This window comes from Modestobacter sp. VKM Ac-2982, from assembly GCF_026967935.1.
Taxonomy (GTDB): domain Bacteria; phylum Actinomycetota; class Actinomycetes; order Mycobacteriales; family Geodermatophilaceae; genus Modestobacter.
In genome coordinates this window covers 299732-320517 of record NZ_JAPVBL010000006.1, presented here as the reverse complement: position 1 = coordinate 320517, position 20786 = coordinate 299732, and the positions used below count along the sequence as shown (strand labels likewise).

17 protein-coding genes are annotated in these 20786 nt (G+C 75.7%); 6 read left to right on the top strand and 11 right to left on the bottom strand.

Annotated features, from left to right (window positions below):
* Positions 1 to 87: 87 nt before the first annotated feature.
* The 6 genes from menC to O2W20_RS21090 all read right to left on the bottom strand — a co-directional run bounded on the left by menC (position 88) and on the right by O2W20_RS21090 (position 8199).
* A complete protein-coding gene (gene menC / locus O2W20_RS21115) occupies positions 88 to 1194 on the bottom strand; it encodes an o-succinylbenzoate synthase (protein ID WP_269173593.1) in 1107 nt (368 codons plus the stop codon).
* Positions 1191 to 2156, bottom strand: a complete 966-nt coding sequence (locus O2W20_RS21110) for a GNAT family N-acetyltransferase (protein WP_269173592.1) — start codon at positions 2154 to 2156, stop codon at positions 1191 to 1193. Before O2W20_RS21110 ends, menC begins: the two co-directional genes overlap by 4 nt.
* Before the next feature lie 40 nt (positions 2157 to 2196).
* Entirely contained in the window at positions 2197 to 3396 is a 1200-nt protein-coding gene (locus tag O2W20_RS21105) for a M20 family metallopeptidase (protein ID WP_269173591.1), read from the bottom strand.
* 6 nt (positions 3397 to 3402) lie between these two features.
* A complete protein-coding gene (locus O2W20_RS21100) occupies positions 3403 to 6744 on the bottom strand; it encodes a serine hydrolase (RefSeq protein WP_269173590.1) in 3342 nt (1113 codons plus the stop codon).
* An 88-nt stretch (positions 6745 to 6832) separates the two neighbouring features.
* A complete protein-coding gene (locus O2W20_RS21095; RefSeq protein WP_269173589.1) occupies positions 6833 to 7849 on the bottom strand; it encodes a DUF1648 domain-containing protein in 1017 nt (338 codons plus the stop codon).
* Entirely contained in the window at positions 7846 to 8199 is a 354-nt protein-coding gene (locus O2W20_RS21090) for a GntR family transcriptional regulator (RefSeq protein ID WP_269173588.1), read from the bottom strand. Before O2W20_RS21090 ends, O2W20_RS21095 begins: the two co-directional genes overlap by 4 nt.
* Positions 8200 to 8278: 79 nt before the next feature.
* Between O2W20_RS21090 and O2W20_RS21085 the strand changes: the two genes are divergently transcribed.
* The 3 genes from O2W20_RS21085 (at position 8279) to O2W20_RS21075 (ending at position 10744) form a co-directional block, all read left to right on the top strand.
* The gene (locus tag O2W20_RS21085) at positions 8279 to 9091 is read left to right on the top strand and encodes an SDR family oxidoreductase (RefSeq protein WP_269173587.1); all 813 of its coding nucleotides are present in this window, start codon (positions 8279 to 8281) and stop codon (positions 9089 to 9091) included.
* A gap of 159 nt (positions 9092 to 9250) precedes the next feature.
* Positions 9251 to 10081: a hypothetical protein gene (locus tag O2W20_RS21080; RefSeq protein WP_269173586.1), complete on the top strand. Its 831-nt coding sequence runs from the start codon at positions 9251 to 9253 to the stop codon at positions 10079 to 10081.
* Positions 10082 to 10114: 33 nt separating this feature from the next.
* Positions 10115 to 10744: a LysE family translocator gene (locus O2W20_RS21075; protein ID WP_269173585.1), complete on the top strand. Its 630-nt coding sequence runs from the start codon at positions 10115 to 10117 to the stop codon at positions 10742 to 10744.
* Positions 10745 to 10805: 61 nt separating this feature from the next.
* On the opposite strand, the gene O2W20_RS21070 is transcribed toward O2W20_RS21075, so the two are convergent.
* A complete protein-coding gene (locus O2W20_RS21070; protein ID WP_269173584.1) occupies positions 10806 to 11759 on the bottom strand; it encodes a GGDEF domain-containing protein in 954 nt (317 codons plus the stop codon).
* 152 nt (positions 11760 to 11911) lie between these two features.
* On the opposite strand from O2W20_RS21070, the gene O2W20_RS21065 reads away from it, so the two are divergent.
* Both O2W20_RS21065 and O2W20_RS21060 read left to right on the top strand, forming a co-directional pair.
* Positions 11912 to 12628, top strand: coding sequence for a mycothiol-dependent nitroreductase Rv2466c family protein (locus tag O2W20_RS21065; RefSeq protein ID WP_269173583.1), 717 nt, complete (start codon positions 11912 to 11914; stop codon positions 12626 to 12628).
* 149 nt (positions 12629 to 12777) lie between these two features.
* Complete coding sequence (locus O2W20_RS21060; RefSeq protein ID WP_269173582.1) at positions 12778 to 14238, top strand: benzaldehyde dehydrogenase; 1461 nt, start codon at positions 12778 to 12780, stop codon at positions 14236 to 14238.
* Between the two features lie 69 nt (positions 14239 to 14307).
* On the opposite strand, the gene O2W20_RS21055 is transcribed toward O2W20_RS21060, so the two are convergent.
* Positions 14308 to 15711, bottom strand: a complete 1404-nt coding sequence (locus tag O2W20_RS21055; protein ID WP_269173581.1) for an NAD(P)/FAD-dependent oxidoreductase — start codon at positions 15709 to 15711, stop codon at positions 14308 to 14310.
* Positions 15712 to 15819: 108 nt separating this feature from the next.
* Between O2W20_RS21055 and O2W20_RS21050 the strand changes: the two genes are divergently transcribed.
* Entirely contained in the window at positions 15820 to 16500 is a 681-nt protein-coding gene (locus O2W20_RS21050) for an alpha/beta fold hydrolase (RefSeq protein WP_269173580.1), read from the top strand.
* 22 nt (positions 16501 to 16522) lie between these two features.
* Here O2W20_RS21050 and O2W20_RS21045 read toward each other — a convergent pair whose 3' ends face one another.
* From O2W20_RS21045 to O2W20_RS21035, 3 genes are all read right to left on the bottom strand, one after another.
* A complete protein-coding gene (locus tag O2W20_RS21045) occupies positions 16523 to 16972 on the bottom strand; it encodes a hypothetical protein (RefSeq protein ID WP_269173579.1) in 450 nt (149 codons plus the stop codon).
* Positions 16973 to 17126: 154 nt separating this feature from the next.
* Complete coding sequence (locus tag O2W20_RS21040) at positions 17127 to 18842, bottom strand: DEAD/DEAH box helicase (protein WP_269173578.1); 1716 nt, start codon at positions 18840 to 18842, stop codon at positions 17127 to 17129.
* A 259-nt stretch (positions 18843 to 19101) separates the two neighbouring features.
* Positions 19102 to 20622, bottom strand: a complete 1521-nt coding sequence (locus tag O2W20_RS21035) for an aldehyde dehydrogenase family protein (protein ID WP_269173577.1) — start codon at positions 20620 to 20622, stop codon at positions 19102 to 19104.
* Positions 20623 to 20786 lie beyond the last annotated feature (164 nt).

Below are 20786 nucleotides of genomic sequence, written 5' to 3'. Positions count from 1 at the left end.
GACCCTAGGGCCATCCCGCCGTCGCCGGGGCAGTCCGAGCGCACGACTCGGAGGCCCGGCGTTCGTCCGTCCGGACGAACGACACGGTCACCGCAGGTCGATCTCCTCCACCGAGGTGGTGACCTCGTCGAGCAGCGCCGGGTCGGGCTCCACGCCCAGGCCGGGCCCGGTGGGCACCCGCAGGTGGCCGTCCTCCAGCCGGAACGGTTCGGTGATGTCGGTGGCGTAGTACCGGTCGGAGGCCGAGGTGTCCCCGGGCAGGGTGAAGTTCGGCAGCGCGGCCAGCGCCACGTTCGCCGCCCGACCCAGCCCCGTCTCCAGCATCCCGCCGCACCACACCGGCACGCCGTGCGCGGCGCACAGGTCGTGGATCCGCCGGGCCTCCAGGTACCCGCCGACCCGGGCCGGCTTCACGTTCACGATCGAGCAGGCGCCCAGCGTGATCGCCGCCGCGGCCGAGCGGGCCGAGGTGATCGACTCGTCCAGGCAGATCGGCGTGCGCACGATGCGGGCCAGCTCGGCGTGGCCCAGCACGTCGTCCTCGTCCAGCGGCTGCTCGATCAGCAGCAGGTCGAAGGGGTCCAGCCGGGCCAGGTGCCGGGCGTCGGAGACGGCGTAGGCGGTGTTCGCGTCCACCTGCAGCGCCACGTCGCCGAAGCGCTCCCGGACCGCGCGGACCGGCTCCACGTCCCAGCCCGGCTCGATCTTCAGCTTGATCCGCAGGTACCCCTGGCCCAGGTAGCCGCCGACGGCCGCCAGCAGCTCCGGGACCGAGTCCATGATCCCGACCGAGACCCCACAGGGCACCCGGTCGACGGCAGCGCCCAGGAACGAGCCGAAGGACCGCCCGCCCGCGCGCAGCTCCGCGTCCAGCACCGCCGTCTCGATCGCCGCCTTGGCCATCCAGTGCCCGGAGAAGGGCGCCAACGCCCGGCCGACCGCGTGCGCGTCCAGGTCGGGGACGGCGGCGACGGCGGGGAGGAAGAACCGGCGCAGCACGTCGGCGACGCCGTCGACGTACTCGGCGGAGTAGCGCGGGTCCGGCAGCGCGGCGCACTCGCCCCAGCCCTCGGCGACGTCCGTGCGCGCCCGCACGAGCAGGATGTCGCGCGCGGTCTGGCTCCCGAACGACGTGCGGAACGGCGCCACCAGCGGCATCCGGATCCGGCGCAGTTCCACGGCCTCGAGCTTCACGGGGTGGCCCTCCCGGCCTCAGGGGCGCCGGGGTGACCCGCGCCGTCGACGACGTACCAGCCCTCGCGGGCGAAACCCCGCACCCGGGCCCCCGCGGTGAGCGCACCACCGAGGGCGGCCCGCACGGCCACCCGCCACTCCGCGGCCAGCGCGGGGTCGCGGGCGCGCAGCGCTTCCACGTCCGGTGGGACGGCGATCAGCGCCGTCCCCCCGGGGACCCCGGGTCGGGCCTGCGGGCTCCCGTCGGGTCCCACGGCCAGGACGGCGGCCGCCCCGGCGCCCAGCAGCGCCGGCAGGTCCACGTGCACCGGGTGGCCGGCGACGGCCCGCACCACCGCGGGGGCCTCCAGCGACCAGCAGGTGAGCAGCCGGTCGGACTGGTCGGAGGCGTTGATGGTGTCGCCCATCGGGCCGTAGAAGTCCGGCAGGTACTCCACCGGCGTGGCGGCCAGCCGGCCGAGGTTGAACCAGGCGTTGCGCCGCACGAGTGGGTCGAACGTCCAGCTGATCCGGTCGAGGCCGCGCTGCAGAGCCCAGGCCCGTTGATGCAGCTTCAGCGCCCGACCGACGCTGCGGCGTTGCGCCGACGGCACGACGCCGGTGACGTGGCTGTGCAGGGCGGTGCCCGACGGGGCGGCGAAGAAGCCCACGCACGCACCGACCAGCTCGGGGCCGGCGTAGGCGCCGAACAACGGGTTGCCGGCCTTGGTCAGGGCCCGCATCAGCTCCACGGTCACCGGCGGGTTGTCCGGCGCCGGGTGCCAGATCGACTCGAACAGCGTCTGGACGGCCCGCAGGTCGGCCAGGTCGGTGAGCGCCACGACCTGCACCCCCGAGGCGATGGCGGCCTCGGTGGCTGCGGCCGCGGCGGCCGCGGCGCCGGCGCGGGCGACTCCCTGGTCCGGCCCGGTGGCAGGCAGCGGCAGCAGGGTCGCGTCGATCAGGTCGGTCACGCCGCCCATGGTCGGTGCCGCGGACCCGGCCGGGCTTGGTGCGGCGTGCTCATTCACCGGGGGCCTCTTCGTCCGGGCCACCGAGGCCCTCGCCGTCCAGCACCGCACGCACCAGGCCGGCGAGGAGCGCCGCCCGACCGGGGAGCTGGTCGGCGAGCACGTGCTCCCCGACCGCGTGCGCCCCGCCGCCGACCGCCCCCAGACCGTCCAGCGTGGGCACCCCGATGCCGGCGGTGAGGTTCCCGTCCGAGGCGCCCCCGACGGTGACCCCGGCCGGCGCCGGCAGGCCCAGCCGGGCCGACACCGTCCCGGCCAGCGCGAACAGCCCGGCCGAGGCGGCCTCCTCCAGCGGCGGCCGGTTGATCCCGCCGCGCAGCTGCAGGACCGCCCCCGGCAGCTGCGGGGTCAGCGCCCGCATCCCGGCGTCGACCCGCTGCTGCTCGGCGACGGTCAGCGCCCGGACGTCGACGCTGAGCCGGCCGGTGGCCGGCACGGTGTTCGTGGTGGTGCCCGAGGTGAGCGCCGTCGGCGTGACCGTGGTGCCCTGCGCCGGGTCGGCCAGGTCGGCGATCGCCAGCACCTGGTGGGCGAGCTCGACGGTGCTGCTGATGCCCTTCTCCGGCTCCAGCCCGGCGTGCGCGGCGCGGCCGGTGACCAGCAGGTCGTACATCGAGGCGCCCTTGCGGCCGGTCTTGAGCGCGCCGCCGTCGGCACTGGCCTCCAGCACGAGCACCGCCGCACAGCCGGCGGTCTCGGCGCGGATCAGGTCGGCCGAGGTCGGGGAGCCGATCTCCTCGTCCCCGGTGACCAGCACGGTCACCCCGTCCAGGTCCTCGCCCGCGGCCTGCAGCCGGGCCAGCGCGGTGAACGCCAGCACGATGCCGGCCTTCATGTCGAAGCAGCCCGGCCCGCGCACCACCCCGTCGGCCACCGACCACGGGATCTCCGCGAGGGTGCCCAGCGGCCAGACGGTGTCCTGGTGGCAGAGCAGCAGCACCCGGCGCGGGCCCGCGCCGAGCCGCCAGCGCAGGTGCGTGCAGCCCTCGTGCTGGAGCACCTCCGGCTCGGCGTCCAGCGCCCGGGTGCCCAGCCGGGCCACCCGGGCGGCGCCCGCGGCCACCGCGGCGAGGTCGGCCGACGGCGACTCGACGGTCACCAGCTCCTCGAGGTCGGCGAGCATCTGGGGCAGCAGCCCGTCGAACTCGGTGAGCGTGGTGGGCGGGGCGTCCTGGGGGAGCAGGTGGGTCACCGGGGATCAGCCCTTCCTCGGGTTGGCGCGGCCGCCGGAGTGCAGGTACGCGCTGCCGTCGGCCAGCCGGTGGAAGGTGACCGCCGTCCAGCCCTTCGTACCCGGCGCGCGCATCGCGAACAGCCCGTCGGACACCGGCACGAGCTCTGCCTCCTGCACGGGCTGACCGGTCGCCTCGGCGACGGCGCCGACCGCCGTCTGGCGCAGCACGAGCCCGCCGTCGCGTTCGAACACCTCGGTCTGCACCGAGCTGCCCTCGTAGGCGCCCACGTACCGGGCCGGGTCCACCGCCGGGGGCTCCGCCGGCGGCTGCAGGGCGTCCGCCATGGTCACCCCGGCCAGTTCGGCGAAGACCTCGCGGAACACGTCGGCGTAGACGTCCAGCACGTCCCCGCCGTTGGTCAGCAGCGACACCACCAGGCCCTCGCCCGGGCGCTCGCCGGGCAGCACCCGCAGGAACGCACCTTGGCCCAGGGTGCCGCCGTCGTGGCCGTGCAGCCGTGCCCCGTGCCAGTCGAACCGGATCCAGCCCAGGCCCCAGGAGTCGCCGAGGGTCCAGGTGTCCGGGAGGGCGGTCTGCGCGGTGGTCATCGCCGCCGCCGACTCCGCGGACAGCAGCCGGGTGCCGTCGGCGGCCACGCCCCCGCGCAGGTGGGCCGCGGCGAAGGCGGTGACGTCCCGGGCGGTGGCGTTCACCAGGCCGGCCGGGCCCAGCGAGCGGGGGAGCAGCCAGGTCGGCGACGGCTGCGGCTCGGCGCCGGGCTCGGCGGCGATGTGCCCCACGGCGGCGCGGTGCAGGATCGCCTCCTCCGGCAGCGTGGAGGTGTGGGTCAGGCCGAGGGGCTCGATCACCCGCTCGCGCAGGGCGGCGTCCCAGGTCTGGCCGGTGAGCACCTCGACCACCCGGCCGGCCAGCGTGAACCCGGAGTTGCAGTAGGAGAAGGTGGCGCCCAGCGGGTGGTTCTGCGCCACGTCGGCCAGCCCGGCCACGTACTGCTCGATGCAGTCGTCGCCGCGGCCGGTATCGGTGAAGACGTCGCCGTCGACGCCGCTGGTGTGGGTCAGCAGGTGCCGCATCGTCACCCGCTTGGCGACGTCCGGGTCGCCCAGCTGCAGCTCCGGGAGCACCTCGACCAACGGGGCGTCGAGGTCCAGCTTCCCCTCGTCGACCAGCTGCATCACCAGCGTCGTCGTCCAGACCTTGGTGATGGAGCCGATCTGGAAGACCGAGTCGGTGGTGACCTCGACGCCGGTCGACTTGTTGAGCACGCCGGTGGCGGCCTCCACCAGCTCGTCGTCGGCACCCGGGGTCACCCGTCGGATCGCCAGCACCGCCCCCGGGACGCGGTGCGCGGCGGCGAGTTCGTCCAGCCGTCGCTGCCAGTGGGCGGCGTCCAGGGCGGGGCGGCCGTTCCCGTGCTGCTCGGCCCAGGCGATCAGGCGCCGGCTGTAGCCCACCCGGTGCGAGGGGCGGCCGTCCAGGATGAACAGGTGTGAGCCGCCCGGGAAGAGGACGAGCTCGGTGGGGACGCGCTGGGTGCGCAGCGCGGTGAACCACTGCTCGGCCTGGCCGACCGGGCAGCGCTCGTCCGCACCGCCGTGCAGCACCAGCGTCGGGGTGCGGACCCGGTGCACGTTCGTGATCGGCGAGAGGGCCCGGACGGCGTCGGGGTCGGTCACCGGGTCGCCGTACTCGAGCGCGAGCACCTCCCCGGCGTCGCTGGTGCCGGTCATGCTGGTCAGGTCGGCGACCACGCCGCCGGCGATCGCGGCGGCGAACCGGTCGGTGCGGCCGGTCAGCCAGCAGGTCATGAAGCCGCCGTAGCTGTAGCCGGTGAGCACCAGCCGTGCCGGGTCGGCCACGCCCTCGGCGACGAGCTGGTCGACCGGGTCCAGGAAGTCCCGCTCGTCGGCGGTGCCCCAGCCGCCGACGGCACCGGTGAGGAACTCCCGGCCGTAGCCGTCACTGCCACGCGGGTTGACCAGCAGCACCGCCCAGCCCGCGGCGACCAGCGCCTGGTGGTACGGGTGGGCGGCGTCGGCCGCCGGCGCCCAGGCGTTGTGCGGGCCGCCGTGCACGTCGACCAGCAGCGGCGCCGGGCCCGGGGTCGCCGGGTCGACCAGCAGCCAGCCGTGCACCTGCGTGCCGTCGTGCACGGTGAACGTCCGGGGCTGGGGCACGACCAGCTCGACGTCGGGGAGCGCGGTCGCCGTGTGCGTGGTGAGCCGGGTGACGGCACCCGAGCGCAGGTCCACCACGCCCACGTCCCCGTAGCTGGCCGGGTCGGCCAGGACGACGGCGGCGACGTCGGCCGCACCGGCCACCGACAGCCCGGAGACGACGACGTCGGCACCGGTCAGCACCGGGCGGGGCGTGCCCGAGCCGTCGACGGCGGTGGCGTAGACATGCGAGCAGCCGCGGTCGCGGACGCAGAAGACGACCTCGGTGCCGTCCCGGGTCAGCTGCGCGAGACCGCCGGGGTAGCCCGGGCCGCCGGGCATGACGTTGCGGTCCAGCGGCGCGGCCAGGTCGCGGTCGGCCGGGACGTCGTCCAGCGGCTGGTGCAGCAGGCCGGTGTGGTCGACGGCGACGGTGGCCTGGCCGGTGACCAGCAGCGCCTGGCCGTCGGCGGTCCACACCACCGGGCCGGCCAGGCCGCGGCCGTCACCGACCCGGCGGGGCGGGCCACCGGCGACGTCGACCACGTGCGCCGGCGAGCGGTGGGTGAGGTCGGCGTCGGGCTCGGTGGCGGCGGCGAAGGCCAGCCGGGCGCCGTCGGGGGACCAGGCCGGCCGGCCGGCGTGCCAGTCCCCGGAGGTCAGCTGCCGCACCTCGCCGGTCGCCAGCTCCAGCACGTGCAGGTGCTGCCGGACGCCGCGCAGCAGCCCCGCGCCGTCGGCCTTCCAGCCGATCCGGGTGGTGCTGATCGGTGCGTGGTCGTCCTGCCCGGTGGGGCGGACCGGGGCGGTGAAGGCGATCCGGTCGCCGTCCGGGCTCCAGACGGGTGCGCCGGCGCCGGCGGGCAGGTCGGTCACCTGCTCGGCCTCACCGCCGTCGCCCGGGAGCACGTGCAGCTGCGCCGCTCCGTCCCCGCGGCGGAGGAAGGCGATCCGGTCGCCCCGGGGGGAGAAGGCCGGGCTGGTGTCGGCGGCGCCCCGGGTCAGCGGCGCCGGCACCCCCCAGCCCTCGGCCGAGGCGCGGACCCACCACAGCGCGTGCCGGTCGGCGTCGGCGGCGGGGTCGGTGGTGCGCAGCACGTAGACGACGGCGCACCCGTCGGGGGAGACGGTGGGCTCGCCCGGCAGTTGCAGGGCGTGCACGTCCTCGAGTGCCAGCGGTCGACCCATGGGCCGAGCCTGCTGCCCACGTCCCGGGTGGTCTTCGTACGCGGCGACGAAGCGGCAGCGCCCGCGCTGGTGGGGGCGACCAGTCGGGTCAGCTGTGCTGCCGGGTGGCGAGGGTGTTGAGCAGCGCAGCACCCTGACCGGCCCCCGGCACGGTGACGGCGAAGCGCCGTCCGTCGCCCTGGACCACCTCGAGCGCCTCGCCCCCGCGCAGCACCACGCCCCGGCGCCCGTCCCGGCCCACCCGGTACCCCCAGCCGCCGAACTCCCGCATCGGCCGGACGTCGACGACGGTGGCCTCGGCGACGTCGGCCAGCGGCACCTGCCAGGAGGGCCGCCCCAGCGGGGAGCGCACGGTCAGCCCACGCTCGTCGACCCACACCCGGACGGAGCCGAACAGCAGGCCCACGCCGAGCATCAGGGCCGGGGCCAGCAGCAGCGTGGCGGGGGCGGTGCCGATGAGCACCAGCCCGCCGAGCACCGCGCCGCCGACGCCGAGCGCGGCGAGGGCGGGAGGCCCCATGGTCGCCCGGCGCGACCAGACGGCCCGCTCACCCTCGGCGACGGGCAGTCGGGGCGCGGTCTCCGGCGGGGCGCTGGACGCCCGGGCGGCTCCGCGCGGTGGGGCGGGCAGCAGCCGGGCGGCGGCCACCCCGCCGAGGACGGCGAGCAAGCCGGCCGCGAGCCCGGCCAGCGTGGGGGAGGGGGCCGCCGCGGGGTCGACCAGGCCGCGCTGCCCGGCGATGCTGCCCACGACGAGCCCGACGCAGAAGACCGAGATGCCGGTCGCGGAGCCGGCGACCAGCCGGCGCTCCTGTGCGGCGACGCGCCGGGCGCGCAGCACCAGGCCGGTGACCAGCGAACCGAGCGCGGGGACCACGCCGGTGAGCAGCACCGCGCGCAGCGGTTCGGCGAAGCCGTCGGCGTCGCCGCCGGGGCCCCAGTGGACGGCGACCGGCGTGGGGAGCTCCGGCCGCCAGGCGGCCACCAGGGCCGCCCCGGCGGCCCAGACAGCCAGCGGCAGCGCCACGGCCGCGACCTCCCGGGCCCGGCGGAACGGGCTCCGTCCACGGGGGGTGTTCCTGTCCTCGTTCATGTCCTCGCTCACGCCATCGCCTCTCTGACCATCTCGGTGACCTCGGCGGCGCTGAGCCCGAGGCGCCGCGCCTCCTCGACCAGGGCGTGCACCGCCTGGCGCAGCGCGGCGACCGCCGGCGCGGCGTCCGGGCGCACCTGGGCACCGCGGCCGCGCCGCAGCTCGACCAGGCCCTCGGCCCGCAGCTCCTGGTAGCCCCGCAGCACGGTGTGCAGGTTGACCCCGAGCGCGGCCGCGAGGTCGCGGGCGCCGGGGAGGCGCTCTCCCGGGGCGATGTCGCCCACGGCGATGCCCCGCCGCACGGCCGCGGAGATCTGCGCGTGCAGCGGTGCAGGGGAGTCGGGGTCGATGCGCACCAGCACGCCGGCAATCTAACTGTTCTATGCGGACTAGAACAAGTCCCCGTGCGTCCGGACCGTCGGGAGCGGGTAGCGGCCACCCATGAGCCGGACCGGTCAGCAGTCGCGCGTCGCCGTCGTCACCGGGTCGGAGTCGGGCATGGGCCGGGCGATCGCCGTGGCCCTGGCCGAGTCCGGCTGCGACGTCGGCGTCACCTGGTACCGCGACCGCGCCATGGGCGAGGAGACCGTCGAGCTGGTCCGCCGGGCCGGCCGGCGCGCCGAGCTGCGGCACCTGGACCTCACCCGGCTGCCCGGTGCCGCCGCCGTCGTCGACGACCTGGCGGACGCGCTCGGCGGCCTCGACGTGCTGGTCAACGACGCCGGCACCGGGCACGTGTCGACCGTCCTGGACACCGACTGGGAGACCTGGCGCACCGTGCTCGCCACCGACCTCGACGGCGCGTTCCTCTGCCTGCAGCGCGCCGCCCGCCGGATGGTCGACGCCGGCCGAGGGGGCCGGATCATCAACATCACGAGCGTGCACGAGCACCTGCCCCGGGTGGGCAACGCCGCCTACAGCGCGGCCAAGGGCGGGCTCGGGCTGCTGACCCGGGTCGCCGCCCTCGAGCTGGGCGAGCACGGCATCACCGTCAACGCGGTCGCCCCCGGGGAGATCGCCACGGCGATGACCGGGCAGGAGGACGAGGACCCGACCGCGCCCGGCAAGCGCCGGCCGGGCATCCCGGTGCCCCGCCCCGGCGACGCCCGGGAGGTCGCCGCCGTCGTGGCGTTCCTCGCCTCGGACGCCGCCGGCTACGTCACCGGCGCCTCCTGGGCCGTCGACGGCGGCATGATGCAGATGGGCCCGCAGGCCGGCTCCGACCTGACGTCGGACGACTGGCGCCGCCCCTGACCGCACGAGGGAGGTGCCGAGCTGGACGACGACGGCCTGCACCCCATCGCCGAGGAGCTCTACGCCGTCGCGCCCGAGGAGTTCATCGCCGCCCGCACCGCGGCCCGGGACCGGGCTCGGGCCGCCGGGGACAAGGCGCTGGCGAAGGCGGTCGCCGCGTTGCCCAAACCCACGACGGCGGCCTGGGTGTGCAACCTGCTGGCCCGTCGCCGGCCTGGGGAGGTCGACCAGCTGCTCGAGCTCGGCGACCTGCTCCGGCAGGCACAGGCCGACCTCTCCGCCGACCAGCTGCGCGCGCTGGGCCGCCAGCGCAACCAGGTGGTCGCCGCGCTGGCGCGCGAGGCGCGCGCGGTGGCGCACCGGGAGGGCCACGACGTCAGCAGCGCGGTCGCCGAGCAGGTGGAGAGCACGCTGCGGGCCGCGATCGCCGATCCCGACGCCGGGGTCGCGCTGCAGGCCGGCCGGCTGACCACGGCGCTGTCCTACAGCGGCCTCGGGCCGGTCGACCTGAGCGGCGCGGTGGCGCTCCCGCTCACCTCCGGTCCGGCCGCGGCCGAGAGGGACCCAGCGGGAGCTGCGGGAGCCGAGGCGGATGCGGGCGCCGACGCGGCGGATCAGCGCCGGGAGGAGCAGCGCCGCCGGGAGGCCGAGGAACGCCGGGAGGCCGAGGAGCAGCGCCGCCGGGAGCTGGCCCAGGCCCGGCAGGACGCCGAGGACGCCGCCCAGGTGGCTCGGGACGCCGCCGCGGCAGCCGACTCGGCCGAACAGCAGCTGTCCGGGGCGGTCGGCCGGTGCGACGACCTGCAGGTGCAGGCCACCCGGCTGGCCGAGGAGCTCCGCCGGGTCGAGCGGCGGGCGGCGGATGCCGCCGGTGCGGTCCAGCAGGCCGAACGGCGGCGGGATGCCGCCGTCCGCCGGTCGCGCACCGCTGCCGCGATCAGCGACCGTGCTGCCGAGCGAGCCCGGGGGCTGGCGGACGGGAGGCCCTGAGCGCGGGGGGTGGTCGCTGCCTAGGGTGGCCGGGTGCCTGTCCAGCTCGTGCCCTTCCTGCTCGTGGTCACGCTCCTGACCCTCACGCCAGGTCCGGACATGGCCCTCGTCCTGCGCAACGGTGTGCGCGGCGGCGTCCCGGCGGCCTGGTGGACCGGTCTCGGGTGCTGCACGGGGATCGCGGTACACGCCACCGCCGCCGTGATCGGCCTGTCGGCGGTCCTCGCCGCGTCGGCCACCGCCTTCACCATGGTCAAGCTGGCCGGGGCGGTCTACCTGGTCTACCTGGGCCTGGCCGCGCTGTGGCACACCCGGCGGAGGGAGCCCGGCACGCCGCAGCCGACGCCGGCGCCGGCGGCGGCAACGCGGGGCACGGCCTTCCGGCAGGGCCTGGTGACCAACCTGCTCAACCCGAAGGTCGCCCTGCTCTTCCTCACCCTGATCCCGCAGTTCGTCTCTCCCGGGGAGCCGGTGCCGGCCACCACCGCCGTGCTGGCGGCCGTGGTCCTGGGCCTGGCCGTGCTCTGGTGGCGACTGTTCTCCCTGGCCGTCGCGCCGCTCGGCCGCATGCTGTCCCGGGGCCGGGTGCGCATCGCGTTCGAGCGGGTCACCGGCACGGTCCTGGTGGCACTCGGCGTGCGCGTGGCACTCGCCGATCGCTGAGGAGCACCTGTCGAAGGTCCGGCCGCTGGGGCGGCACCCCTCGGCGCTGGTCGGCTCGGGGTCAGCCGTCCCCGTCGCGGCGGGCCACCAGCCGGCGGAGCCGCTTGCCGGCGTACAGCTCCGCGTCGGCCCGCTGCAGCAGGGTGGCCAACGAGTCACCGGCGCGGGCGGTCGCCGTCCCCACGGACCAGCCGATCGGCCCGCCGTCCAGCCGGGTGATCAGCTCCCGCGCGCCCGGCCCGTCGGTGGCGGGCAGGCACAGCACGAACTCGTCGCCGCCGTACCGGCCGAGCAGGTCGGCGGTGCGCAGCCGTGACTGCCAGTGGTCGGCCACCTGCTGCAGCAACCGGTCGCCGGAGCCGTGCCCGTCGCGGTCGTTGACCGCCTTGAAGTCGTCGAGGTCCAGGACGGCGACCGTCAGCGGTTCGTCGCTGCGCAGTGCCCGCGCCAGGCTCCGGCCGGCCTCGGCCTCCCAGGACCGGCGGTTGGGCAGGCCGGTGAGCGGATCGGTGGCCGCAGCGGTGCGCAGGGCGCTGTTGAGCCGGGCGTGGGCCTCGGTGAGGAGCAGGGCGCTGACCGCGGTCATCAGCCACGGGAGCGCCGCGGCCGAGGGGAGGGCGACAGCAGCGCCCAGGCTCGCCGCCCCGACCGCCAGCCCGGCGTGGGCCCGGGCCGCGGGCAGAGAGCAGAAGTGTGCCGCGTAGAGCCCGATCGCGATGAGCACCGGGCCGAGCCCGACGATGCCGACGGCGGTGACCGACCGGGAGGCGAGCAGGGCGACCAGCAGCGAGACGCCGGCCAGGGCGGTGTGCCCGCCGGCCTGCGACAGCCGGTCGCCGCGCGCGAGGAGCGCGGCTGCGCCACCGATCCCCACGGCGGCCAGCACCCCGGTGAGGGCCACCGGGGTCTCGGGGTGCATCGGTCGCAGCGCGCCGGCCACGCAGAACAGCCCGCCCGTCCCGTACAGCAGGGCCAGCAACCCGACCCGGGCCGGGACCCGTCGGTCCGCCGTCACCTCGTCCACCTGCCGCTCTCCATGTCACCGCGTGCATCAGCGATCCGGGCACGAGCCTGCACCATCGGCCCCCCGGGCCGACCCGTCCGGGTGATCCGGCGGCGGGTCGCCGTCCCCAGGTGCTGCCGCTGCTCCGGGGCTACGGTCGGGTGATGGCCGACCTGCGCTTCTACTTCGACCCGGTGTGTCCCTTCGCCTGGATGACCAGCAAGTGGGTCCGGATGGTCAGCGCCCAGCGCGACCACCGGGTCGAGTGGCGGTTCATCTCGCTGCGGCTGCTCAACGCCCACGTCGACTACGCGGCCCAGTTCCCGCCGGAGTACGAGGCCGGCCACACCGCCGGGTTGCGGCTGCTGCGCGTGGCGGCCAGGGCCCGGGCCGAGCACGGCCCGGACGTGGTGGGCGACCTGTACGAGGCGCTGGGCCGGCAGGTCTTCGAGACAGCCCCCGCCGAGGGCGAGGACCCGGGGCGGCGGGGCACCCGGGAGTTCCTCGCCCCGGTGCTCGCCGAGCTCGGTCTGCCGGCCGAGCTGGCCACCGCACTGGACGACGAGTCCTGGGACGCGGAGCTGCGCGCCGAGACCGACGAGGCGCTCGCGCTGACCGGCAAGGACGTGGGCACCCCGATCCTGCACTTCCAGCCGCCGGAGGGGGTGGCCTTCTTCGGCCCGGTGATCAGCCGGCTGCCCTCGGAGGAGGAGGCCGTCGCGCTGTGGGACCACGTGGTCGGCCTGGCGAGCTTCCCCGGCTTCGCCGAGCTCAAGCGGAGCCTGCGGGAGCGGCCCCAGCTGCCCTCCTTCGGCGTGCCTGCCGACGCCGCCGGCCAGCAGGAGGACTGGCACGGGGGCAGTCGCCGGCAGCACCGCTGAGCCGAGGCGGGGGAGCGGCCGCCGCGGCGTGCGACGCTGACCCGGATGCTCCACAGCTCCTGACTTCCGCCGGACGGAAGCAGGGATGACGCGGGAGCGCGCACATGGCACAACCGGCAACGACGACTCATCGACGAGACGAGGACCACATGGCACTGCTCGAGGACGGCGCGTGGCGCGGCAAGATCTGGACCGGTTCCTGGACCGACGGCAGCGGGGGCACCTACACCGCGGTCGAGCCGGCCACCGGTGCCGAGCTCGGTGAGGTCGGCAAGGCCACCCCCGCCGACGTGGAGAAGGCCGGCGCCCGCGCCGCCCAGGCCCAGCGGGAGTGGGCGGCGCTGCCGTTCGAGCAGCGCGCCGCGGTGCTCCGCCGGGCCGGTGACCTGCTCACCGAGCACGCCGCGGAGATCAAGGAGTGGCTGGCCCGGGAGTCCGGCGCCATCCAGCCCTTCGGCGACTTCCAGGTGCACACCAGCGCCCAGGAGTGCTACGAGGCCTCCGCGCTGCCCAGCCACCCCTACGGCGAGCTGCTGCGCAGCGGCTCGCCCCGGCTGTCCTTCGCCCGGCGGGTGCCGGCCGGCGTGGTCGGGGTGATCGCGCCGTTCAACGTGCCCACCATCCTGGCCATCCGGGCCATCGCCCCGGCGCTGGCGCTGGGCAACGCGGTCGTCCTCAAGCCCGACCCGCGCACCGCCATCTGCGGCGGCGCGGTGTTCGCGCGGGTGTTCGAGGAGGCCGGGGTGCCGGCCGGGGTGTTCCAGGTGCTGCCCGGCGGCGCCGACGTCGGGCAGGCGCTGGTCACCGACCCCGCCGTCCGGGTCATCGCCTTCACCGGCTCCACCAAGGCCGGCCGCTCGGTCGGCGCGCTCGCCGGTCAGCACCTCAAGCGGGCGCACCTGGAGCTGGGCGGCAACTCCGCGCTCATCGTCATGGGCGACGTCGACGTGACCGCCGCCGCCTCGGTCGGCGCATGGGGCACCTTCGCCCACCAGGGGCAGATCTGCATGGCGACCAGCCGGCACCTGGTGCACGAGTCGATCGCCGAGGAGTACACCGCCATCCTGACCAGCAAGGTCGAGAACCTGCCGGTCGGGGACACCTGGCGCGACCAGGTGGCGCTGGGCCCGATCATCGACGCGGGGCAGCGCGACCGGGTGCACGGCCTGGTCACCGCCAGCATCGACAGCGGGGCCACGGTCCGCACCGGCGGCACCTACGAGGGCCTGTTCTACCGGCCGACCGTGCTCGGCGACGTGCCGGTCGACTCCCCGGCCTACCAGGAGGAGATCTTCGGCCCGGTCGCACCGGTGACGCCGTTCTCCTCGCTGGACGAGGTGGCGGCGATGGCGGCCGGCACCGAGTACGGATTGAGCCTGGGCATCCTGACCCGCGACGTCTACGCCGGCCTGCAGCTGGCCGAGCGGATCCCGTCCGGGCTGGTGCACATCAACGACCAGACGGTGAACGACGAGGCGGTCGCACCGTTCGGTGGGGTGGGCGCCTCGGGCACCGGCTCCCGGCACGGTGGCCCGCAGGCCAACATCGAGGCGTTCACCGAGACCCAGTGGGTCACGGTGCGCGGCGACCTGCCGGCCTACCCGTTCTGACCCTCCCCGCACGACGACGGCCCCGGCCCCGCAGCAGCGGGACCGGGGCCGTCGTCGTACAGGGACAGATCAGGCGGAGTCGCGCCCGGTCACGTCGACCGGCTCACCGAGGTGCCGCCGGCCACCGGTCTTGGAGACCTCGAAGTCCGCACCGAGCTCCTCCAGGGCCAGCCGGCCGTACACCTGCTGCTGGGTGGCCGTGCGCTGCGAGCGGCCGCGGCCGAGGAAGCTGACCGCCCAGTGGATCGCCGTGGTGAACCGGTTCTTGAAGCCCACCTGGTACATGATGTGCACGCCCAGCCACAGGACCCAGGCGAGGAAGCCGCCGAACTGGAACTTCCAGGTGTCGGCGACCGCGTGGAACCGCGAGATCGTGGCCATGCTGCCCTTGTCGAAGTACGTGAACTCCGGGGCGGTCGGCCGGCCGGCGACGCGCGCCTTGACGGCGTCTGCCGCGAACTTGCCGCCCTGGATGGCGACCTGGGCGACGCCGGGCAGCCGCTTCAGCGAGATCATGTCGCCGACCACGTGGACCTCGGGGTGACCCGGCAGCGTGAGGTCGTCCTGCACCGAGATCCGGCCGGCGCGGTCGACCGCGGCACCGGACTGCTCGCCCAGGAGCTTGCCCAGCGGGCTGGCCTGCACGCCCGCCGCCCAGATCTTGGTGGCGGCGTGGATGCGGCGCTCGTGCCCGTCGCCGTCCTTGACCACGATGCCGTCGGCGTCGACGTCGGTGACCATCGCGCCCAGCTGGACCTCGACGCCGATCTCGTTGAGCTGCCGGTGCGCCTTCTGGCCGAGCTTGTCGACGAACGGCGGCAGCACCTTCGGCGCGGCGTCGAGCAGGATCACCCGGGCGCTGGTCGGGTCGATCCGCCGGAAGTCCTTGCGCAGCGTGCGGCGGGCCAGCTCGGCGATCTGCCCGGCCATCTCCACCCCGGTCGGGCCGGCGCCGACCACGACGAAGGTCAGCAGCCGGTCGATCTCGCCCGGGTCGGTGGCCAGCTCGGCGAGCTCGAAGGCGCCGAAGATGCGGCCGCGCAGCTCCAGGGCGTCGTCGATGCTCTTCATGCCCGGGGCGAACTCGGCGAACTGGTCGTTGCCGAAGTAGGACTGCCCGGCGCCGGCGGCCACGATCAGCTCGTCGTACTCGTGCACCGTGGTGCGGCCGAGGACGGTCGAGGTGACGGTGCGGGCGGTCAGGTCGATGTCGGTGACCTCACCGAGCACCACCCGGGCGTTGTCCTGGTCGCGCAGGATCTCCCGGGTGGCCGGGGCGATCTCGCCCTCGGAGAGGATGCCGGTCGCCACTTGGTAGAGCAGCGGCTGGAAGAGGTGATGGCTCGTCTTCGCCACGAGCGTGATGTCGACCGGGGCCTTCTTCAGGCCCTGGGCGGCGAAGAGACCGCCGAACCCGGACCCGACGATGACGACACGGGGGCGCCGTCCGGTGTACTCGGTCACGGGGGTCACACTGGCTCCTGATGTCGTCATGATGACTCATCCTCCCACTACTGCTCTGGAACGTTCGGGCGCCCTCCGCCGCGGGGCACCGTCGTCCCGGACACAGTCGGCATCCAGGTGAGCAGCCTGGAGGCGAACGGTGTTCCCGTCGCGGTGTGCGTTCCCGGTCTCGGCCTCGACGAACGGTCCTGGGCACGGGTCCGGCGGCGGGCCCGGGTCGTGGTGGTGCGGCTGCCGGGCATGGGCATCCGGGGGCCCGTCGGCCCCCTGGAGGAGCTGACCGACCAGCTGCTGGCGGCGCTCGGACCGGGCCGGTGCGTGCTGGTCGCCCACTCGCAGAGCTGTCAGGTGGCGGTCGCGGCCGCGGAGCGGGACGCCCGGGTGGTCGGCGTCCTGCTGCTCGGCCCGGCCACGGACCCGGCGACCCGCCGGATGCGGGTGCTGGCCGGCCGGTGGGTGCGCACGGCGCTGAGCGAGCAGTGGTGGCAGGTGCCGGTGATCGTCGCCCAGTGGCTGCGGACCGGGCCCCGGGACATGGCCGCGCTCTGGCGGCGGACCGTGCACGACCGCATCGACGAGCGGCTGCGCCGGGTGGTGGTGCCGGTGGTCGTCGTCCGCGGCACGCGGGACGCCCTGTGCCCTGCGGGGTGGGCAGCCCACCTGGCCGCGAGTGCACCCCTGGGCCGGCTGGTCGAGCTGCCGGGGGCCGCGCACATGACCCCGCAGACCCGCCCGGACGAGGTCGCCGGCCTGCTGGCCGGCCTGCTCGCCCAGGTGACCGAGGAGCAGGCCGGCTGATCGCCCGCGGCGACCCCCGCGCCTACTTGCGGCGGCGGGAGCGGGTGGTGCGGCGGCCGGTGAGCGCCTCGGTGAGCAGGCCGAGCCCGATGCCGAACATCCAGACGTCCTTGGCGATCGCCAGACCGTCCTGGGTGGGGGCCACGCTCTTGCCCGGCTTGGTCATCCCCGGGGTGCGCAGGTAGAGCCCCAGCAGGCCGCCGGAGAAGGCGGTGAGCGCCGCGCCGGCGACGGCGGTGGGCACCAGCGGGGTCAGCAGCAGGGTGCCGATGGTGATCTCGGCCGTGGACAGCCCCTTGGCGAAGGTGGTCGCCGGGACCTTCTTCAGCACGGGGTAGGCGCCGGAGGCGAAGCCGTGCAGGCCGGCTGCGGTGCCCTCGTCGGCACCACGCTTGCCGAGGCCGGAGTTCAGGATGAACGCGCCGGTGACGATGCGCGGGGCGATCTCGCTGGGGGTGATGGGCAGGCGCATGGCGACCTCTACTCGTTCCGGGGATGCTGCAGTGCTCAACATCATGATCCGGGTGGCCCGGCGCTCCCGCGACCGGGGGCCGGGCACGAGAACGGGCTGGGGACGGCCTCAGCAGTGCTGAGACCGCCCCCAGCCCGGGGTGATCAGCTCGAGGTCAGCGGCCGGTGCGGCCGCGGCCGCGGCCGGCGCCGCTGGGTGCCTGACCGGCCCGGGCGGCGAGCTCGGCGCGGGTGCGCGCCGGGCCGGCCGAACGGGTCTGCCCGCCGCGGCCACCGCCGGAGGACGACGCGGGAGCCGCACCGCCGGCGCCACCGGAGCGACGGCGACGACCGCCGTTGCCGCCCCCGCCGGTGCCCTGCGGCTGCGGGGCCGCCACCGGGGCCGGCTCGACGTACGGCGCGGCCGGGCCGGTCAGCGCGGTGATCTCCCGGGCGCCGGGCTTGATCGCCGACACGTCGGGGGTGATCCCGGCCTGCCGGGCCAGGGTGCGGACCTCGCCGGCCTGGTCGGGCGTGGCGATGGTGACCACGATGCCGCCGGCGCCGGCCCGGGCAGTCCGGCCCGAGCGGTGCAGGTAGGCCTTGTGCTCGGCCGGCGGGTCGACGTGCACGACGATCGCCACGTCGTCGACGTGGATGCCGCGGGCGGCGATGTCGGTCGCGCACAGCACCCGGGTCTCACCGTTGCTGAAGGCCTCGAGGTTGCGCTCGCGGGCGTTCTGGCTGAGGTTGCCGTGCAGGTCCACGGCGGGCACGCCGGCGGCGGTCAGCTGCTTGGCGAGCTTCTTGGCCTGGTGCTTGGTGCGGGTGAACATCACCGTCCGGCCCAGCCCGGAGGCGAGCTCCTGGACGATCTGGCCCTTGTCGGCGGCGTCGACCCGGAACACGTGGTGGGTCATCGTCGAGACCGGCGCCACGGCCGGGTCGACCGAGTGCGTGGTGGGGCTGGACAGGTAGCGCTTGATCAGCACGTCGACGCCGTTGTCCAGGGTGGCGGAGAACAGCAGCCGCTGACCGACCTTGGGGGTGCGGTCCAGCAGGCGCTTCACGCCGGGCAGGAAGCCCAGGTCGGCCATGTGGTCGGCCTCGTCCAGGATGGTGATCTCGACCGCGCCGAGGTCGGCGTGGCGCTGGTTGATCAGGTCCTCCAGCCGCCCCGGGCAGGCGATCAGCACGTCGACGCCGGCGGCGAGCGCCTGCACCTGCGGGTTCTGCCCGACACCACCGAAGACGACGGTGGTCTTCATGCCCAGCGCGCGGGCCAGCGGGTCGACGACGGCGGCGACCTGGTTGGCGAGCTCGCGGGTCGGCACCAGGATCAGCGAGCGCGGGCGCTTGGGCTGGCGCTTGCTGGTGGAGCCGGCCAGCCGGGCGACCAGCGGGATGCTGAAGGCCAGCGTCTTGCCCGAGCCGGTGCGCCCGCGGCCGAGCACGTCCCGGCCGGCCAGGGTGTCCGGCAGCGTGGCGACCTGGATCGGGAACGGTGCGGTGATGCCGCTGGCGGTGAGCACCTCGACCAGGGGCGCGGGCACGCCGAGCTCGGCGAAGGTGGTGTCGGTGGGCAGCACGGTGGCGACGTCGCCGGCCGGCACGACCGGGGCGACGGGCACGGCCTCGGCTGCCCGGGTCTCCCGGTCCTGCGGGGTGCGGGTGTCGGCCGGCTGGCCCTCCGGGCGGGGGCCGGCGCCGCGACCGCGGCCGCCGCGACGGCGGCGGCTGCCCTCCGAGCCGCCCTCGGCCGACGGTGCGGCGGGGCCATGACCAGCGGGTGCCTGGCCGGCGGGGGCCGAGGGGGTGGCGGACGGACGGGTGGCGCGACGGCGCGGGCGGTCAGCGCTGTCGTTCTGGGCAGGGGGGAAGGCGTTGGTCATCGGTGGTTCCTCAACAGTCCGGTGGCCACCGTTCGTCCACCGGGCGCAGGGCACCATCGCTGGGCCGCTGAACGTCATCCGGGGCGGACGTCGGGTCGCCGGCGCGCCTCGGTGGCGCAGCCTCGCGCCGACGTCGAGTCCACCTGCTCTCGGATGAGCGGGGGGCGGCGCCGGTGCCCCTCACTCTGCCAGACGTGGCCGGTCACCGGGCGCAGCTGGGGGAGGGACTGGTCACATCGGGGTGGCCGGAGACCGTTCCTCAGCGGTGGCGGCCGTGCACCAGTCGCACCACCCGGGCGAGCGCGCCGGCCGCGCCGGCCGGACGGCCGAAGCTCATCAGGTCCACCGGCAGGCCGACCCGTTGCCGGGTGATCGCCTTGGCCCGGGTGAACTCGCGCAACCCATCCTCGCCGTGGATCCGGCCGAAGCCGCTGTCGCCCACCCCGCCGAACGGGAGCGCCGGCACCGCGGCGAAGGTGAGGACCGAGTTGATCGACGTCATCCCGCTGCGCATCCGGCGGGCCAGGCTCATCGCCGTGTCCGGCGACCCGCTGAACACCGAACCGCCCAGCCCCATCGTGGAGTCGTTGGCCCGCCGCAGGCCCTCCTCCGCGTCGGGCACCTCGGTGATGGTCAGGGTGGGGCCGAAGGTCTCCTCGCGGACGGCGGCGGAGGTCTCCGGCACGCCGAGCAGCACGGTGGGGGCGATGAACCCGCCCTCGACGGTGCCTCCGGTGACCGCGCGCCCACCGGCGGCCGTCGCGTCGTCCAGGTGCCGGCGGACGACGTCGGTCTGGCTCGCCATGGTCATCGGGCCGTAGCTGGCGCCGTCGTCCGAGCCGGGGCGCAGGGTGGCCGTCCGCCGGGCGACCTCGGCGACGAACCGGTCGTGGACGGCGCTGGTGGCGTACACCCGCTCGATGCCGATGCAGGTCTGCCCGGCGTTGCTCATCGCGCCCCACACCGCGGCGTCGGCGGCGGCGCTCACGTCGGCGTCGTCGTCGACGATCATCGCGTCCTTGCCGCCGCACTCCATGAGCACGGGCGTGAGCGTCTCGGCGCAGACGGCCATCACCTTCCGGCCGGTGGCGGCCGACCCGGTGAACGCCAGCTTGTCGACCCCGGCCCGGCAGAGCGCCGCACCGGTCTCGCCGGAGCCGGTCACCAGCTGCAGGACGTCGGCGACGTCGGGGACCGCCGCCCGCCAGGCCACGACCAGCCAGTCGCCGATCGCGGGGGTGAACTCGCTCGGCTTGAAGACGACGGCGTTGCCGGCGGCCAGCGCGTAGGCGATCGAGCCCATCGGGGTGAAGACCGGGTAGTTCCACGGTCCGATCACGCCGACGACGCCCAGCGGCTGGTACTCCAGGTACGCCGCGTGGTTGGCGGCGAGAGCCCCGGCCTTGACCCGGCGGGGGCCGAGGGTCTTCTCCGCGTGGCCGGCGGCCCAGGCCAGGTGGTCGACGGCGAGGGTGATCTCCAGGACCGCGTCGGCGTGCGGCTTGCCGTTCTCCCGGTGCACGAGGTCGGCGAGCTCGTGCACCCGCCGGGCGAGGTGACCGCGGTAGGCCGCCAGCCGGAGCCGCCGTTCGGCGAAGCCGAGCGCGGCCCAGGACGCGGCGGCGGTGTGCGCCCGGGCCACGGCTTCCCGGACGGCGTCGCCGTCGTGGGCCGGGAACACGGCGATGACGGCGCCGGTGGCCGGGTCCGTCGACTCGAACGTGTCCAGGCGGCCGACGGACGCGTCCGAGACCTCGGGGACCTGCTCGCTGAGCGACATGTGACGCAGGTTACTGAGTCGGCGGGGCCGATGCGTCGCAGTGCGTCAGGCCGTGGTGGGGCACGTCACGATGCGTGAGGTGGTCCGCCGGCGACGGAGGGAAGCTGCTGGTCGAGCCATGATCGTGTGCGAACGAATGGCCCGCGATGGGCTACACCGTCACT

Excerpts from the sequence above, each read along its gene's own strand:
- O2W20_RS21110 (WP_269173592.1), bottom strand. The coding sequence starts at position 2,156 with ATGGGCGGCGTGACCGACCTGATCGACGCGACCCTGCTGCCGCTGCCT.
- O2W20_RS21100 (WP_269173590.1), bottom strand. The coding sequence starts at position 6,744 with ATGGGTCGACCGCTGGCACTCGAGGACGTGCACGCCCTGCAACTGCCG.
- O2W20_RS21085 (WP_269173587.1), top strand. The coding sequence starts at position 8,279 with ATGAGCCGGACCGGTCAGCAGTCGCGCGTCGCCGTCGTCACCGGGTCG.
- O2W20_RS21065 (WP_269173583.1), top strand. The coding sequence starts at position 11,912 with ATGGCCGACCTGCGCTTCTACTTCGACCCGGTGTGTCCCTTCGCCTGG.
- O2W20_RS21060 (WP_269173582.1), top strand. The coding sequence starts at position 12,778 with ATGGCACTGCTCGAGGACGGCGCGTGGCGCGGCAAGATCTGGACCGGT.
- O2W20_RS21045 (WP_269173579.1), bottom strand. The coding sequence starts at position 16,972 with ATGCGCCTGCCCATCACCCCCAGCGAGATCGCCCCGCGCATCGTCACC.
- O2W20_RS21040 (WP_269173578.1), bottom strand. The coding sequence starts at position 18,842 with ATGACCAACGCCTTCCCCCCTGCCCAGAACGACAGCGCTGACCGCCCG.
- O2W20_RS21035 (WP_269173577.1), bottom strand. The coding sequence starts at position 20,622 with ATGTCGCTCAGCGAGCAGGTCCCCGAGGTCTCGGACGCGTCCGTCGGC.